Source organism: Flavobacterium sp. W21_SRS_FM3, from assembly GCF_052113625.1.
Taxonomy (GTDB): Bacteria; Bacteroidota; Bacteroidia; order Flavobacteriales; family Flavobacteriaceae; genus Flavobacterium.
In genome coordinates this window covers 28,963-45,473 of record NZ_JBGQOD010000011.1, presented here as the reverse complement: position 1 = coordinate 45,473, position 16,511 = coordinate 28,963, and the positions used below count along the sequence as shown (strand labels likewise).

The 16,511-nt window shown below is 34.3% G+C and carries 16 protein-coding genes; 2 read left to right on the top strand and 14 right to left on the bottom strand.

Translation table 11 applies throughout. The features are described from left to right. Positions 1-123: 123 nt before the first annotated feature. The 9 genes from chrA to ACEN2K_RS13865 all read right to left on the bottom strand — a co-directional run bounded on the left by chrA (position 124) and on the right by ACEN2K_RS13865 (position 8,875). Positions 124-1,248, bottom strand: a complete 1,125-nt coding sequence (gene chrA, locus ACEN2K_RS13905) for a chromate efflux transporter (protein ID WP_441759938.1) — start codon at positions 1,246-1,248, stop codon at positions 124-126. 157 nt (positions 1,249-1,405) lie between these two features. Continuing rightward, the gene (locus tag ACEN2K_RS13900) at positions 1,406-2,098 is read right to left on the bottom strand and encodes a hypothetical protein (protein ID WP_441759937.1); all 693 of its coding nucleotides are present in this window, start codon (positions 2,096-2,098) and stop codon (positions 1,406-1,408) included. A gap of 8 nt (positions 2,099-2,106) precedes the next feature. Next, on the bottom strand, positions 2,107-3,873 hold the full coding sequence (locus tag ACEN2K_RS13895) for a DUF885 domain-containing protein (RefSeq protein WP_441759936.1): 1,767 nt from the start codon (positions 3,871-3,873) through the stop codon (positions 2,107-2,109). 57 nt (positions 3,874-3,930) lie between these two features. Then, positions 3,931-4,293 (bottom strand): nuclear transport factor 2 family protein, encoded by a 363-nt coding sequence (locus ACEN2K_RS13890; RefSeq protein WP_441759935.1) that lies wholly within the window; start codon positions 4,291-4,293, stop codon positions 3,931-3,933. Positions 4,294-4,372: 79 nt separating this feature from the next. Further along, the gene (locus ACEN2K_RS13885; RefSeq protein WP_441759934.1) at positions 4,373-5,281 is read right to left on the bottom strand and encodes a pseudouridine synthase; all 909 of its coding nucleotides are present in this window, start codon (positions 5,279-5,281) and stop codon (positions 4,373-4,375) included. Positions 5,282-5,515: 234 nt separating this feature from the next. Then, positions 5,516-6,475 carry a geranylgeranylglycerol-phosphate geranylgeranyltransferase gene (locus ACEN2K_RS13880; protein ID WP_441759933.1) on the bottom strand — a complete coding sequence of 320 codons (960 nt, stop codon included), beginning with the start codon at positions 6,473-6,475 and terminating at the stop codon, positions 5,516-5,518. A 69-nt stretch (positions 6,476-6,544) separates the two neighbouring features. Next, positions 6,545-7,483, bottom strand: coding sequence for a mevalonate kinase family protein (locus ACEN2K_RS13875; protein WP_441759932.1), 939 nt, complete (start codon positions 7,481-7,483; stop codon positions 6,545-6,547). Positions 7,484-7,533: 50 nt separating this feature from the next. Beyond that, on the bottom strand, positions 7,534-7,728 hold the full coding sequence (locus ACEN2K_RS13870; RefSeq protein WP_441759931.1) for a hypothetical protein: 195 nt from the start codon (positions 7,726-7,728) through the stop codon (positions 7,534-7,536). A gap of 43 nt (positions 7,729-7,771) precedes the next feature. Next, positions 7,772-8,875: a diphosphomevalonate/mevalonate 3,5-bisphosphate decarboxylase family protein gene (locus ACEN2K_RS13865; protein WP_441759930.1), complete on the bottom strand. Its 1,104-nt coding sequence runs from the start codon at positions 8,873-8,875 to the stop codon at positions 7,772-7,774. 111 nt (positions 8,876-8,986) lie between these two features. Here ACEN2K_RS13865 and ACEN2K_RS13860 point away from each other — a divergent pair, with 111 nt between their 5' ends. Then, complete coding sequence (locus ACEN2K_RS13860) at positions 8,987-9,463, top strand: TspO/MBR family protein (RefSeq protein ID WP_441759929.1); 477 nt, start codon at positions 8,987-8,989, stop codon at positions 9,461-9,463. A 130-nt stretch (positions 9,464-9,593) separates the two neighbouring features. Here the strand turns inward: ACEN2K_RS13860 and ACEN2K_RS13855 are convergent, their stop codons facing one another. Beyond that, positions 9,594-10,322, bottom strand: a complete 729-nt coding sequence (locus tag ACEN2K_RS13855) for a hypothetical protein (protein ID WP_441759928.1) — start codon at positions 10,320-10,322, stop codon at positions 9,594-9,596. Positions 10,323-10,350: 28 nt separating this feature from the next. On the opposite strand from ACEN2K_RS13855, the gene ACEN2K_RS13850 reads away from it, so the two are divergent. After that, on the top strand, positions 10,351-10,428 hold the full coding sequence (locus tag ACEN2K_RS13850; protein WP_441759984.1) for a KxYKxGKxW signal peptide domain-containing protein: 78 nt from the start codon (positions 10,351-10,353) through the stop codon (positions 10,426-10,428). On the opposite strand, the gene ACEN2K_RS13845 is transcribed toward ACEN2K_RS13850, so the two are convergent. The 4 genes from ACEN2K_RS13845 to ACEN2K_RS13830 form a co-directional block, all read right to left on the bottom strand. Continuing rightward, a complete protein-coding gene (locus ACEN2K_RS13845; protein ID WP_441759927.1) occupies positions 10,418-11,629 on the bottom strand; it encodes an NAD(P)/FAD-dependent oxidoreductase in 1,212 nt (403 codons plus the stop codon). The genes ACEN2K_RS13850 and ACEN2K_RS13845 overlap by 11 nt on opposite strands. Positions 11,630-11,656: 27 nt before the next feature. Continuing rightward, a complete protein-coding gene (locus ACEN2K_RS13840; RefSeq protein WP_441759926.1) occupies positions 11,657-12,334 on the bottom strand; it encodes a glycerophosphodiester phosphodiesterase in 678 nt (225 codons plus the stop codon). A gap of 83 nt (positions 12,335-12,417) precedes the next feature. Further along, a complete protein-coding gene (locus tag ACEN2K_RS13835; RefSeq protein WP_441759925.1) occupies positions 12,418-14,079 on the bottom strand; it encodes an alpha-amylase family glycosyl hydrolase in 1,662 nt (553 codons plus the stop codon). Between the two features lie 4 nt (positions 14,080-14,083). Then, on the bottom strand, positions 14,084-16,477 hold the full coding sequence (locus tag ACEN2K_RS13830) for a TIM-barrel domain-containing protein (protein ID WP_441759924.1): 2,394 nt from the start codon (positions 16,475-16,477) through the stop codon (positions 14,084-14,086). Between the last annotated feature and the right edge of the window lie 34 nt (positions 16,478-16,511).

Genomic DNA, 16,511 nt, shown 5'->3' with positions numbered 1-16,511 from the left:
GATTATTCTGAAAATGAAGGCTGTAGGAAGATAGCCATGTAAAGAGAAGTCTTGTCAAATTATATAAACCAGTTATAGAATGATGTATCTATTTAGGTCTATAGTATAATTGTAAGTTTTCCTCTATCGAAAATTGAGCAATAGGTAGCCTGCAACTGCTCCAAATAGCACTATGAAAGCGCTATTGATTTTTGGGATTCTAAAAGTTGCTATTGTGCTGCTAATTAGGATTAATGCCGTTCTCCAGTCAACGATCGAATCACTACCCATACGGTAACAAATTGCAACAATAATAGCTATAGAAGCGACATTAACGGCATCTAAGAAAATAGCAATTGCTGGAGAAGTTCGCATTTTTCTAACCAGCGGATTCAGTATAGCAACAAATAGAAATGAGGGGATGAAAATGGCAATTGTCGCTATGATTGCTCCAGATAAACCATTAATTTGATATCCTATAAAGGTAACGGATGAAAATACAGGGCCAGGAGTAAATTGCCCTATTGCTATAGCATCTACTAATGTTGCTCTCGACATAATGCCCGTAGAAACTAACTCTGTGTCTAGAAGGGCAAATAAGACATAACCACTTCCATACAATACAGCGCCTATTTTTAAGAATATTAGAAAGAGATTCCAGTTTGTTGCTGTAACGACTGTAGTTTTTGCTATTTGAAGGATCGACAATGGGACCAGGCTCAAACTTTGTTTTTTAGATATTTTGGAGGATAACAGCGCAATAAGCCCTGCTCCAAAAAGTATGTATATTTCATTGACTTGAAGAACGGTTAAAACCAATGCTAAAAAACCCAGTAATGCTAAATAGGTAGACTTTATCGATTTCTTAGCCAAAGGATATACAGCGGCCAGAATTATGGCAATAATGGCAGGTTTAATTCCGTATAGAAAGGCTTGTGCTTGTAGTTGCTGTCCGTACACCTTATAATAGTACGCCAAAACTCCAGTAATAAGTATTGAAGGCATAATGAAACAGAGTCCAGCAACTAGTAGTCCTTTTAGTCCGCCTTTTTCATGACCAATATGGATAGCTAACTCAGTGCTATTGGGACCAGGGATTAAACTAGTAGCTCCAATGAGGTCTAGGAAATGTTGTTCAGTCAACCAAGCTCTTTTAATCACTACTTCCTGCCGCATCATAGCGATGTGTGCCGCTGGTCCTCCAAAACCGATGATACCTAGTTTTAAAAATAATTTGGCAATTTCTTTTAAAGAGACTTTATTATTCATTGAACTATATTTCCATTTTAAATCAATGGCTAAAATAAATATAAAACAGGATTGTGTTGCTTTTTGTCTATTAAAATTGAACTCATTTAGCTCTTGTGCAAATGTTCGTTATAGATACGAATAAAAACAGCTTCTTACTGAGAAGCTGTTTTCAAATTTATAAATTTGAAATGAATTTTGCAATTTCAATAATACTTCGTTCTTCTTTGAGTGAGTAATCATTCTTCTTGACAAAAGCTGCAATTTCTTCTTTATTTGAAGGGAATAGTGCGAGCAACTCCTTCTTGTTCTTTGGCATTGCAATAGCGATTTCATTATTGACACTTATATAATATTCTGCATCCTTTTTAATATATCTTGAAGCTGTTGGTGAAGCATAAGAATTAACTGCAGCTTTACCTTTTTGTAAAATGGTTTTATCTCTTCTATATAAAGTGACATCATTATTGCTAAATAATTCCACTAAGTATCCATTAACAACAAGGTCACCTGAGCTTTTATAATCTAGTAGTTTTATTTTTTCATTATAATGAAGGATAGTTATGGTATTGTATGGTGTCTTTTTAACTAAAGAAAAAAGTTCCCCTTTTTCATTTTTGACCTCTATCATATCAGTAAAGGCATTGTAACGAATCAACAGTTGCTGTGGTACACCTGAAACTTCAGCTGCTCTAAATTCATTGACAAAATATACAGAGCCTTCTGTTTTTAATAACTCATTATTACTTAAAACATTATTTCTATATAATGCGCCAGTATTGTTTGGATTTAGTTTATCTAAAACTTGTTGAGCATTTGCATTGTATGTCATTGAAGTCAATAACAAAGTATAAATTAGTAATTTTTTCATAATTTTAATTATTTAGGTTCATTAATCCACGTATCGATTTTCTTTTCTAGTAAAGCTAACGGCATTACTCCAGATTCCAAGATTTTTTCATGAAATTTTTTGATGTCAAAGTTACTTCCCATTTTGGATTGTGCTCTTTTGCGAAGTTCCATGATTTTAAGTTGGCCAATTTTATAGGACAAAGCTTGGCCTGGAATAGCCATATAGCGTTCTATTTCAGTAGTGATGCTTGCTTCACTTTCGGCCTCATTTTCTAAAGAATATTTGATGGCCTGTTCTCTAGTCCATCCTTTACTATGTAATCCTGTATCTACCACTAATCTAACCGCTCTATGCATTTCGTTTCCTAACATTCCAAAATACTGATAAGGATCTTGATACAGCCCTAATTCTTTTCCTAGACTCTCCGTGTACAAAGCCCAACCCTCACCATAAGCACCAAACCAATTGAATTTTCTAAAATCTGGCAGACTTTCATTTTCTTGTTGTAGTGAAATTTGGAAGTGGTGTCCGGGAATAGCTTCGTGTAAAAACAAATCTTCATCACCGTACATGTTGTATTCTTTTACATCTGGAATAGGAACATAAAAAATACCGGGACGAGTTCCATCAGCTGTTCCCTGGCTGTATTCCGCGCTGGCGGTTTTTTCTCTAAACGCTTCTGTTCTTCTAATTTCAAATTTTGTTTTAGGTTGTAAGGAGAATAACTTATCTACATTTGGTTTTATAACACTGTAAATTCTATTGAAATTAGCGATCACTTCTTCTGGCTTTTTGAATGGCTTCAGCTCAGGTTTGTTTCTCACATAACCAAAAAATTCTATAAGAGTTCCTTTAAAACCCACTTGATTTTTTACTTTTTCCATTTCGGCATTGATGCGCGCTACTTCTTTAAGTCCTAGTTCGTGAATTTCTTCTGGAGTCATTTCAGTAGTTGTCCATTGCCGTACATAAGCTGCATATAATTCTTTTCCAAATGACAAACTCCCTATTCCACTTGTTGCTCTAGAAGCAGGTAAATATTCGTTTTTTAGGAAATCAGCCATTTTTCTATATTGTGGTATCAGCTTGTCATTGATTGTAGCAGTATATTTTGCTTTTAAATCACTTTTAATAGCATCCGAAAAATCTGCTGGCATTATTTTGATTGCCGAATAAAATAGATTGTCTTCAATATTTGGCGTTGCCATTTCTGCAAACTGCGGAATCACTTTTTCTGTTAAAGATTTTGGTAAAACAGCTCCTTTGCTTATACCTTTTCTCATATAAACCATAGCCGAATCAATCCAAACACTGTATAAGTCTAATCTTTTTAAGAAATTGGTATAATCCTTTTCTGTCTTAAACGGTTGACCACTTGTTCCTCCAGCGTACTGCCCCATGGTTAAGTGTGTTCCCCAAAATTGGTGAATAGGCATCAGGTTAGTTGGTTGATCTAATAGTTTTTTCCCAACACTAACTTCCCATTTTATAATCTCATAACTGTTCTTTTCTTCTGCTGATAAATCTTGCTCATCAACGGAGTCTAATGTTGATTCGTACTTATTAAAAAAAGCCAATTGCGATTTTCTAAAACCATCGGTCATCTCAAACTGCAGTTGGTCATTGTACTGATTTTGTCCACTTTGTGTAGCGCTTAATGGATCGAGGGCATTTTTATCATCAAAATAATTTTTAGTAATCTGAGAGAAATCTATTTTCTTGTCAGCTGATTTGCAGTTCATCAGGAGAACGGCTACTATTATTGTACTAAAAACTACAGTCGATTTTTTCATTTTGCTTTACTTAAGATTACGTAAAGCTAAAATAAAATTTGATACAGAAGTACTATTTTAACCATGATAAACTCTAGAGGCAACAATCTTTTCTTCTCTAATATCTAAAACCTCAGCCACTAGTATATCACTTTGGTTGTCCACAGTTCGTAAGTATTCCATGAATACTCGGTCGCTATTAGCGGTTAGGGATGTCAGTTTGTATTGTAAACTAGGAATTGTTTCAAAAGCAGTTTCCCACCATTGGCGCAAAGCCTCTTTTCCTGTTACATAACCATCAGTATCTGGTTTTGCGGTTTTTAATTTGGGGCTGTAATGTACGGCATCATTATCGTACAGCGCTAGTAATTTTTCTAGTTCTTTGTTGTTAAAGCTTTCGATCCATTTAAAAGCGATTGATTGTAATTTTTCTGGTGTCATGGTTTTGAATTAGGGGTAAAAAAAAATCCTATTCACGAATGAAAAGGATTTTTTACTCTCTTTTATTTTTAAAGTCGTTTTATACGTTCTTTAAATTGATAATTTCCTGCTCTGTAAGTAATCTCCAGTTTCCTCTTGGTAAGTTTTTCTTAGTCAAACCTGCAAAAGATACACGGTCAATTCTCAATACATCATAGCTAAAATGCTCAAATATAGAACGAACAACCTTCACATTAGCTGATCTTAATTTCAACCCTATTTCGCTCTTAGCTTCTCCTTCAATATAACTAATGTCTTCAACATAAACGCGGTGTCCGTCAAGAACAAGTCCTTTGTTGATTTTTTCTAAATCTTCAAATTTCAAGTTTTTATCTAGTGAAACGTGGTATATCTTTGATGATTTGTTTGTAGGTAAAGTAAATTTACGAATCATGTCAGTATCATTAGTAAACAACAATAATCCAGTCGTATTTTTATCCATTCTTCCTACAGCACCAATTTTGGCTGTAGTCGAACCTTTTACTAATTCTAAAACATTACGAAATTCCTGACCTTCGTCAAATGCAGTCGTAAAGTTCTTCGGCTTGTTTAATAAAATGTAGACTTTTTTTTCTGGTGTCAAAGTTGCACCGTCAAAGTTTACAACATCTCCTGGTTTTACCATATAACCCATTTCGGTTACTGGAATACCGTTTACTTTTACGGTCCCTGATTGAATATAGATATCTGCATCACGACGCGAGCAAGCACCAGAATTTGCAATATATTTATTCAAACGAATTTCGTCTTTAACCTTAGGTCTCTTTGGCGCTTGATTAGGTTTCTTCTCTACTTTATCAGTAGCAACATCGGCAACTTTAGTATTTACCTTCACTTTTTTTGGCCCTTGAGCGCGCTTCTGCATGGCAGGTTTTGGCTTATTTGAATGTGGTCGTGAGCTATTTGCTCTCCCGCCACCACTCTTATTATTGCCTTCCTTGTTATTCATAATAATCAATAATTTGCGCAAAGATACTATTTATATAATTGGCAATCAATAACTACTAATTAAAATGCTAAAACGTTAACCTATAGTGATATTATGTATGTGAAGTTGGTTTTTTTAAGGAGCTATTTCCTGCTTTCCACTTTATCTTTTACTTTTTAAAGAAAAAAGTAAAAGGATACCGTTACAATCAGGGCTATCCATGCGATAAAAATAGTAATTTTAAAGAGTGATATTTTAAATCAGTAGCAGTAGTTTTTTACCGTTCCACAATACTGTTGGGTTAATTAAAACAATACAAAAAACACCCGCAACAATCAGGAATTTTAAAACATTGTGCAGTAGTAGATACTGTTCCTTTTTATTTGATTTCCATAAATACAGTAAAAAGAAAATTAGAATAATAAAGCAGCAATAAAAGTAGATGTCCATATAACCTACATCATAGATGTCTACTAAGACATACACTGGAAAAAGGGTAAAAAGGGTTAGTGCTGTTATAATCTTTTTAGAGACATTTTCGCCAAAACGAATTGGGATTGTTTGATAACCATTAGCCAAATCCCCTTTGAGATTTTCTAAATCCTTAATCATTTCCCTGATCAGTAACAATAAGAATAAGAAACAAGCATGTGCAAAAATCACCGCAAAATGCCCTTTATAATTTTCAATTTCTTCAAAACTAATGTTATTGTAGTAATGTAGGAGTATTGCAAAAAACGGCACTACCGCCATGATAGCTGCGGTCAAATTACCTACAACGGGATATTTCTTAATTTTATGAGAGTAGAACCAGATTAAAAATATATAGGCTGAAAAAAACAGAAAAGCTTGCCAAGAAGCAAAAAGTGCTAATAAGGCTGCTAAAAAATTTAAAGTAAAATATACTTTAAGCTTTGTTGATTGACTTACTAATCGATCTAACATGGATTTATTAGGTCGGTTTATTAAATCCTTTTGGCTATCATAAAAATTATTAATGATATAACCAGAGGCAATGGTAATGGCAGAAGCAAAGACAAGCAAGAACAGATTTAAATCGAGTAAAATAGTAATTGCTCTTTTCTCAGGTGCAAGAATAAATATTGCCGAAAGGTATTGTGCTAGTATTATGATAGGAATATTATACCCTCGTACTACTGAGAATAAACTAACTACTTTCATGAATAAAAGCTTATGCTTTCTGCTTAATGCCATACTTTTCTAAAATAAGAAAGCTTAAAATCACAAAGAATCTTAAGCTTTAAATATATGTTTTATGTTCTTTTAAAATTGGTAAACAACTTCTAACTTATAATCTTTTAACGATGCTTTAGCGCGTTCTAAATCTTCAGTAAAACCTAAGATGTAACCACCGCCTCCCGATCCGCATAATTTTAAATAGTAGTCGTTAGTGTCAATTCCTTTTTGCCAAATAGCATGAAATTGTTCTGGAATCATGGGTTTAAAATGACTTAAAACCACTGTGGATAATTTTTTAGTATTGGTAAACAATGATTTCATATCGCCACCTAGGAAATTTTCAACACAAGCATCTGTATATTTTACAAATTGATTTTTTAACATGGTACGGAATCCTTTGTCTTTCAAGTTTTCCATGAATATATTTACCATTGGTGCTGTTTCACCTACAATTCCTGAATCCAATAAGAAAACAGCTCCTTTGCCATCAAAACTTTGATTTGGGATTCCCGTTGCTTCAATATTGTCTTTTGAATTAATAAGAATCGGTATACTCAAATAACTATTTAAAGGATCTAATCCAGAACTTTTTCCGTGGAAAAAACTTTCCATTTGTGAAAAAATAGTCTTTAATTCTAATAACTTCTCTCTCGTTAAATTTTCAAGAACAGTAATTTTGTTCTGAGCGTATTTATCATAAATAGCAGCAACTAATGCGCCACTACTTCCTACTCCATATCCCTGAGGAATACTTGAGTCAAAATACATACCTGTTTCAATATCTTGTTTTAATGTAGCTAAGTCAAATGAAACTAGATCGGGTTGATCTGTTTGTAAAGTATCAAGGTAGCTCGCAAAACGATTCAAACTAGCATTAGAAGCAATGGCTTCTGCTGAAGGGTTCTCGTCTCTTTTTAAAGCGCCGTTATAAAAATTATAAGGGATTGATAAACCTTTAGAGTCACGTATAATTCCGTATTCTCCAAAGAGTAATATTTTTGAGTAAAATAAAGGTCCTTTCATAATCAATTGAGAATTATCAATTTGGGGTTGGTAATTATATCGTGTTCTTTTTATAAATCTACTTGATCTCCGCGATTCTCTTCGAGAATTTTAAGGTCAATTTTTTCCTGCTGCTCTGTTGATAATTTGTTCCAAACAGCATTTTCTTTTATTTCGAAAATGTTTTTTATTGATTCAATTATCGTTTCGTCATTAGTGGCTAACAACAATTTTATAATTTCTAGTTTTTCTGATTGAATATCCATTATTTCAACACTTTAAAAAAATAAAGATAAACAAAAAAACGGACTAATTCAATAAAGCCCCATTTCCAATTTGGTCACAAATGTACTGCCCATTTTGACAATAGCCAACTAATTCGTCCTTAATAAATTGCAAAACTTTTTCGCTAACGTTTTCGGGATATAGAACATGCACATTTGCACCTGCATCAAGGGTGAAGCAAACGGGAATTTTAGTTTCATTTCTAAATTTCCAAATGGCATTAATAATCTGTAATGTGTTCGGTTTCATTAGTATAAAATACGGCATCGAAGTCATCATCATCGCGTGTAAAGTTAAGGCTTCACTTTCTACAACCTTTATAAATTCATTTACATCACCATTTTCAAAAATGGATATTAATTGATCTAAGTTTTCATGAGCTTGTTCAAAACGCCTTTGAGCATACGGATGGTTATGCATCAGGTCATGACCTACCGTGCTGGAGACTTGTTTTTCGCCTTTATCTACTAATAAAATAGTGTCTTGATAATTCTTGAAATTAGCGTGAATAGCATTTGGAAATTCTATTCCAAATAAGTCAGAACTACCTTTTATATTTTTTTGTTTTCCCCAAACAACTACTTGTCCTTTTACACTACGACAAGCACTTCCTGAACCTAATCTTGCCAAGAAAGACGCTTTTTGATAAAAATAGTCGTCTGTCATTGTTGGGTTTAATGCTTTTTCTAAACTCATGAAGTTCATCGCAAGCGCTGCCATTCCAGATGCTGATGAAGCAATTCCTGAACTATGCGGAAAAGTATTTTGTGTATCTATCGTAAAGTGATATCTTTTTAAAAACGGAAGATAGGCTTCAATTCTTTCCAAGAATTTTTGAATTTTCGGTTTGAAGTCTTCTTTTGGTTGGCCTTCAAAAAGCAAATCAAAAGAAAAATCATCTGAATCAGTGTTGAGCGAAGTCGAAAGATTTTTTTTGGCGAAAACCAATTTTGTAATTGTTTTACAATTATTCAACGTAAAACTCACCGATGGATTGGCAGGGATTTGATTCTCTTTTTTTCCCCAGTATTTTACTAGGGCTATATTACTAGGTGCGCTCCACTGGTATTCACCACTTTCTATATCTTGAGAATAAGTTGTAGGGATAAAATCGTTTGCTGTTAACATGAATTGTAAAATTTTGGCAAAGATACTTTTTTTGGCGCACACATCAATTGGTTTATTTATTGAAATACTCTCCGTTTTTGATTAATTTTGAGTCCTCAAACAAAATAAAATATGAATAAGATTACTAAAATATTAGCAGTTGTTGTTACATGTCTTGCTATAGGTTATTTCTCTGGTATCGTAACAAAAGCAGCGATTACCACATGGTATCCTACACTAGAAAAACCTAGTTTTAATCCACCGAATTGGATTTTTGCTCCAGTTTGGAGTATGCTGTATATCATGATGGGGATTGCTGCAGGACTGGTATGGGATCGTATTGAGTTTGAAAAAGAATTAGTAAAGAAGGCATTGATCGTTTTTGCGATTCAGTTAGGATTAAACGCCCTTTGGTCCTACTTATTTTTTGGTTTACATAATCCTATGTTAGCGGGGATCGAGATTGTACTTTTATGGTTGATGATATTTGAAACTTATACCCAGTTTTCTAAAATTAATAAAATCGCAAGTTATTTATTGTTGCCTTATTTGGCTTGGGTGAGTTTTGCGATGGTTTTGAATGGTAGTATTTGGTGGTTGAATAGATAAGCGAGGCTAAAGATAAAATCAATATTTTCAAAAAGCTTTGTATTGAGTATTATAGCTGAGGATTAAAGGATTCCGTTACTATTAAACTTTATTTATAGGGTGTAGAGAAATGTTTTTGTTTTTCTACACCCTATAGTTTTTTAAAGGCATTATTTTTTTCGAATAAAAAATCCATTACACTTAAAATATTTTGTGTTTCAGCAATTTTTTTTGAACGAGGATCAGCATCACAAAATTCCAGAAACAAATCTATTTCGTCTACTTTTAAGTTTAGTGTTTTTAGAAAATACCTTTCATCACAACTTGATTTTACAAAGTCTATAAATGGCATTGTTGATTCTGCTTTTTTTGAAGGTTTCTTATCTTTTATAAATAAACTTCCAATCATTTTTCCGATTCTCATAAAATCCATTCCGTTCTCAATTCCGCCCATATAAACACCACCTACTTTAAGAGCATTGGCCGCATTTTCTATGGCATATGTATCCAGTTTACTTTGCTCGTATTTCGCATCTGAACTTAATTTGATAGAAGGCATATTTGTTATAACCACTTCGCTTAACTCTTCGGCTTTTAATATTAGCTCAACTATTAATTCGTTATTTGTAAATAATTTTGAATTGAGTATCAGTTTTTTTACTTGGTGCTCTTTTGATATAAATACAAGAATATCATTGTTTTTTGCAACAATTTCAAAGTCGCCATTTTCTTTAGAAACTGTAATCATTTTTGTTGTCGCGTTGATGATCTCTACATTTTGGACAGCGTAATTATTGTAGATTGTTTTACCTTTTACGGTTTGGGAGAAACTAAATTGGTAAGCGAAAAAGAGAAATGCACTGAGTAGTTTTACTTTCATACTGGTCTAATTAGTTGAAAGTAAAGTTATTATAATAGTCTTAAGGAAAACTTACAAAAGCGGTAAATTCTTGTTAATTATATCTCTAATGGTGATTATGAAATAGCATTGGCTACTATAAACCCACTTGTCCAAGCGTTCTGAAAATTAAATCCACCAGTGATTGCGTCAATATTTACAATTTCTCCTGCAAAGTATAGATTTTCATGCAGTTTACTTTCCATGGTTTTAAAATTAATTTCTTTCAAATCTATTCCTCCTGCCGTTACAAACTCTTCTTTAAAAGTGCTTTTTCCATTGACTTGGAACGTGCCATTTGTCAATTGATTGGATAAGTTTTGCAACTGTAATTTAGATAAATCAGCCCATTTGGTTTCCGTTTCAATTCCTGAAGCTAGTACTAAACTTTCCCATAAACGGTTAGGAAAATCAAAAGGCGATTTTTTAGAAACTGCTTTTTTAGCATGTTCTTGCTTCAAATCTTTTAGTTTTTTCTCCGCGTCAGTTGTGTCAACATCATTTAGCCAATTCACAAAAATGGTAAATTGATAGTTTTTATCATGTAGTATTCGCGCACCCCAAGCCGATAGTTTTAAAACTGCAGGACCACTCATGCCCCAGTGTGTAATCAATAAAGGTCCTGTAGACTCTAGTTTAGTATCTTTTACTTTTACAGTGGCTAATGTTGCCACACCCGGTAATTCTTTAATTCTTGTGTCTTTGATATTAAAGGTGAATAGGGAAGGGACCGGATTTACAATGGCGTGACCATAGGTTTGTAACATTTCCCAAATCTTGGGATTGCTACCAGTTGCTAATATTAATTTTTCGGCTATGTAGTTCTCGTTTTGTGTTTCTATTTTCCAAGCATTTTCTTTTTTAAAAATAGATTGTACACTTTGTCCTGTCAAGATTTTTATTCCTAATTTTTGTGTTGCTTGCAGGAAACAGTCAATTATAGATTGTGAGGAGTTAGATACTGGAAACATTCTTCCATCGTCTTCAATTTTTAATTCTACTCCGTGTTTTTCAAACCATTCAATAGTATCTCCAGAACAAAATTGATGGAAAGGGCCGCGCAATTCTTTCTCTCCACGAGGATAAAACTTGACTAATTCGTTAGGTTCAAAACACGCATGCGTAACGTTGCATCTTCCGCCACCAGAAATCCGTACTTTTTGAAGTACATCGGCACCACGTTCTAAAATGGCAACTTTTAGTTTTGGGTTTTTTTCTACAACATTAATGGCTGTAAAAAATCCAGCTGCTCCACCGCCTACTATTATAATATCAAAATCTTGATTCATTGCTTGTATTGTTTTGCTTATGCAAAATTATATTCTATCGGGAAAATCAGAGATAATTCCGTTTACGTTATAGGTTTTTATTTTTTTAATGTCTTCAATTTCATTCACCGTCCAAGGAAATACTTGAAATCCTTCTTGCTGCATTTTGCTAACATTTCCTTTGCTAACTAAATGATAATAAGGATGAATAGATTTTGCCTGAATAAATTTGGCGAAAGCCAAAGCCAAGTCAACATCTGTTTCAGTCAGAACACCAATGGGAATTTTTGAATTTGATAAAGCCACTTGTTGCAAAGCATTCCAATCGAAACTTGAAACTACAAACTGATTGTAATTCCATTTTTTTTCTGAAACAAATTTTTCAATTAAATCCACTACTTTATCAGCCGTTTCAAAGCTTTTTAACTCTATATTGATATCACATTTATGATCAATTAAGTTTAAAACTTCGGTCAAAGTTGGTATATGATGTTCTTTGTTAATGAGAAATCGTTTTAGTTCTGGAAGCGAAAATTCACTAACCAATCCCTTGGCGTTGGTAGTTCTATCTACCGTTTCATCATGAATAACCATTATTTCTCCATCAGCACTTAAGTGAACGTCCAACTCAATTCGGTCAACATGTAGATCGATGGCTTTCTTGAATCCTATGAGGGTATTCTCTGGTTCATGACCTCTCGCTCCTCGATGACCAATTTTTAACATGGAATTGATTTTTTACAAAGGTAGTTAAAATAAAAAAGCACAAACCGAATGTGGTTTGTGCTTTTCGTACTTTATTTACAACCTTATTTTTCTAATAATACGATATCAAATGCAGTATCAAGGCTTACTTTGCCATTTACCACTGTAGTTTCTTTTCCAGAATACGCATCTTTTAATTTTGTGCCGTCAGCAAAAATAGGTGCCACTGAAAGTTCTTTTTTCCCTATTGGCAAATCCAGTGCCACAACCACTTGGTCTGTATAATCTCCTTTAGAAAAAATTCGAGAAAAAGTATACGGTTGTGCTGTTATTTCTTGATGGATTCCTGCGCCAATTGACGGGTGGTTTTTTCTAAATTGCCCTAGTTTTTGCCAGTGCAAAAGCGCTTTTTGAGTGTCAGGATTGGATTCAATGTCTTCCCAGTTCATCAGTGAACGTAAAGTTGCGTCCCCTTCAGTTCCTTCTACTACAAGAGAGCGTGCTGATTCATCACCATAATAAACTTGTGCAAGACCAGGTGAAAGTAATAGCTTTGTAGCAGTCTCTTTATTTTTGGTTCTGGCAGCATCAAAAGGGCCACCATCATCATGAGAAGATAAATAGTTTAAAACGCTATGACCTTTTAATTCATTATTTAAAATTTTAGAATACTTAGAGAAGATAAATTCATAGTCCTTTTGAGCATCCCATTTGAATTCAAAATTGATCATATTGCTAAAGCCATTATCGTAATAATTGACTTTTTTATCTCCAAAATCAAAATACTTACCAGCACTAATGTTATAATTGTACACTTCGGCTATGGTATAAAAAGGGTTGTTGTCTAATACCTTTGTTGGATTGTTTTTCTTCCATGTGGCAAAAGCGTAGTCGCATTGTGTTTTAAAATCCGCCCAAACACTTTCATTTGTGTGTTTAACCGTATCTGCTCTATAGCCGTCGATTCCGTAATCTATAATATAGTCGGTCAACCATTTAATGATATAGTTTTTTGGCGTTCTAGCATAACCCGTTCTTTTAAAAAAGGCATCAAGAGAAGCCACTTCTTTTTCGTAGCGCCCTTCAGCTTTCCATTTTTCGATTAAAAAAGCAGGAAGAGTAACTTCTTGATTACTTTCTGTTTTTACGTCTGGAAGGTTTTTTACTAATGTACAAGCCGTTGTTGTCTCATACGTTTGGTAGTCACATTGTGGTTCTGTTCTAACCCAGTCAGAAGGCCAAACAGAGTCTTCAGCAGTAACTGGTCCTGTGTGGTTAATCACACCGTCAAGGATGATTCTTATTCCGTGAGCATGTGCTTTTTGAACTAATTTAGCCAAATCTTCTTTTGTTCCAAAGTTAGGATCTAAAGCCGTCCAATCTCTGGCCCAATACCCGTGAAAACCATAGCTGTAACCAGTTCCTTCATCAACACCATCGTGAATTTGCTCTACAATAGGCGTGAACCATATGGCATTAATTCCTAATTTATCAAAGTATCCTTCATCTATTTTTTTTGAAATTCCTTTGATATCTCCACCTTTAAAACCACGCAGTTTTCCGGTAGTTTTATTTCTATTATAGTTGAAATCATTAGACGTATCACCGTTGTTGAAGCGGTCAGTCATTAAAAAATAAACACTAGCTGCTTCCCATACAAAGGGTGTGTTAGTTGTTTTATTAGTTGCAGTGTTTGATTTGGTACTGGAGCAACTAACAAAAATGCTTAGTGTAGCAAGTAGCAAAAGGAGGGTGTATTTTTTCATATTATTAGAATTGAATTTTTATTTTTTTAGAAGTGCTCTTTTCCCATGTTACAGGCAGCGTAAGCTGATTTTCTTTTTCGTTCCAAGTAAAAGGAACTGATTTTCCGTTGACTTTTATTTTCTTTGGTTGCTTACTGCTGTTGTGAATGTGCAACTGAATCGTTCTATCTATTGCAGTATATTCTGTTCCAATTGTAGCACTAAACCTGATAATTAAACAGTTTTTTTTATTTTTTCCGTCGAAATTTAGGATTTCATATTGGCCTTTCTCAAAAGCATTAGGATTCACACCATCGTCTTGATACATTTTACCGTTGCTATATTTCACAGCGTTATCTAAGTAATAATGCAAGTTTATTTTCTCGCTGCTATAATCTCTTGTAGTTTGTACTAATTCGGCCATAGGGATAAAGACCCCTCCTCGTACAAAAAACGGAATATGATTCTCAACTAATGCAATACTTGCTGTACTACCCGCTTTGTATTCTTTATTGTTGTAAAAGTCAAACCAGTTATTGCTCTTTGGGAAATAGATTGTTTTTTCAGCAAGACCAGCTTTTGTAATTGGTGTAACTAGGAAATCATTTCCCCACAAATAAGTTTCATTTACCTTTTGAATAGCGGTGTCTTGTGGTTCTTCAAAAAGTAATGGACGCATCAAGGGTGTTCCTTTTTGGTTGTTTTCAAAAGCGAGAGTGTAATTGTACGGAAGCATTTGATAACGTAGTTCAATTGCTTTTTTAGCAAGCTCTTTGGTTTTTTCATCTCTAAAGATGGGTTCTGAAGGAACATCTTCTTGAGCATGAGGACGAAATATGGGTTGGAATACCCCGTATTGCAACCAGCGGCTGTATAACTCATTATCTAAGTTGGCTCCGGCAAAACCTCCTAAGTCAGAGTGCATATAAGCCATTCCTTGCATCCCCATTTGCAATGCAATTTCAGTTTGCGCTTGTAAACCGCCCCAAGATCTGCTCACATCTCCTGACCACGGAATCATACCAAAACGTTGCGAGCCAGAGTAACCAGCGCGCATAAGTATGAATGGTCTTTGACTAGGAAAATCTTTTTTGTAACCTTCTTGAACTAATTTAGCCCAATTGTGACCATAAATATTATGAACTTCATCTGCCTTACCTGCAGCGGTAATTGCTTGCGAAGGGAAAACTTCAGGCTCGCCTAGATCTCCCCACAAACCGCCAACACCTTTGTTGATTAAGTCTTTATAAATGTTCCAGAACCACTGTTTGCCTTCTGGTTTAAAGATGTCGATGATTCCCGTATTTCCAAAATAAAAGTCATAAGTAAATGGTTTTCCAGAGGCATCAGTTGCTAAGATTTTTTTAGCAACAGCTTCTTGCGATTTGCTGGAAGTAGTAAGAATAAAAGGTTCTGTAATTAAAATGGTTTTAACTCCTTCTTTATCCAGATTTGAAATCATAGTACCTGGATCTGGAAAATTGTCTTTATCCCACTCAAGGTTACCCATGGTGCCTTGAACGGTTTTCCCAAACCAGTATAAATCTAAAATAATAGCGTCTACAGGAATTTTTTCGGCTCTAAATTTTTGGATTGTAGCCTCGGTTTCTGCCTGCGAATGATAACCAAAACGACTAGCAAAATTTCCAAATGCCCAACGTGGCGGCAAAGGCTGCTTACCAGTAAGATTAGTATAACTATTAATTAAGTCAATCCAAGAATCTGCTGCAATCACTTGATATGTTTTGCGCCCAGAAATGGTTTCATAGGCTAAAGTATTGTCTTTTTTACTGTCTAAGTCTAAATATCCGATAGCTGCATTGTCAAAGTGTACGGCATAAATCTTTGACGACATTACTAGTGGCATGGTGAAATTCATCAATTCAGCATGAGTTTCATAACCATATTGTGCTCTATTGTACAACTGCAAGCGATTCCCGCGACGGTTCATTCCTAAAACGCGTTCGCCCGCGCCATATAATGTTTCTGTTTTATCTAGATTAAAATCTAAAACCTCAGTACTGTCTTTTTTAACATAGCCATTTTTCTCCGATAACAGTTCTTTTGTTTTATAGAAATAACTGATTTTAAAAGGCGATTTATTCACGCTAACCGCAATTCCCTTTGTTGAGAATAGCAGTTGGGTTGAGGTTTCTTTTAATTTCGAAATGCTTTGTTCAGGTGCAAGTACAACCGCATGCGACTTTGCACGAGGTTTGTTGGTTTCTGAATTTGGAATAAAAGTGGTTTCTATGATTTTATCAGAATAGGGTACAATAAAGTATTTTCCGTCTGAAGTCGTAATTTCTAACGAATTAGTATTCACAGCATAGTTCTCAAATTTTCTAGTGGCATTTTGCGCAAAAGAAACATTCGTTATTACTAATAGAAACAGAAATCTAAAAATGGATTTATTCATGGTATTTTTTTTAGCCCCGATAGAACCGATATCC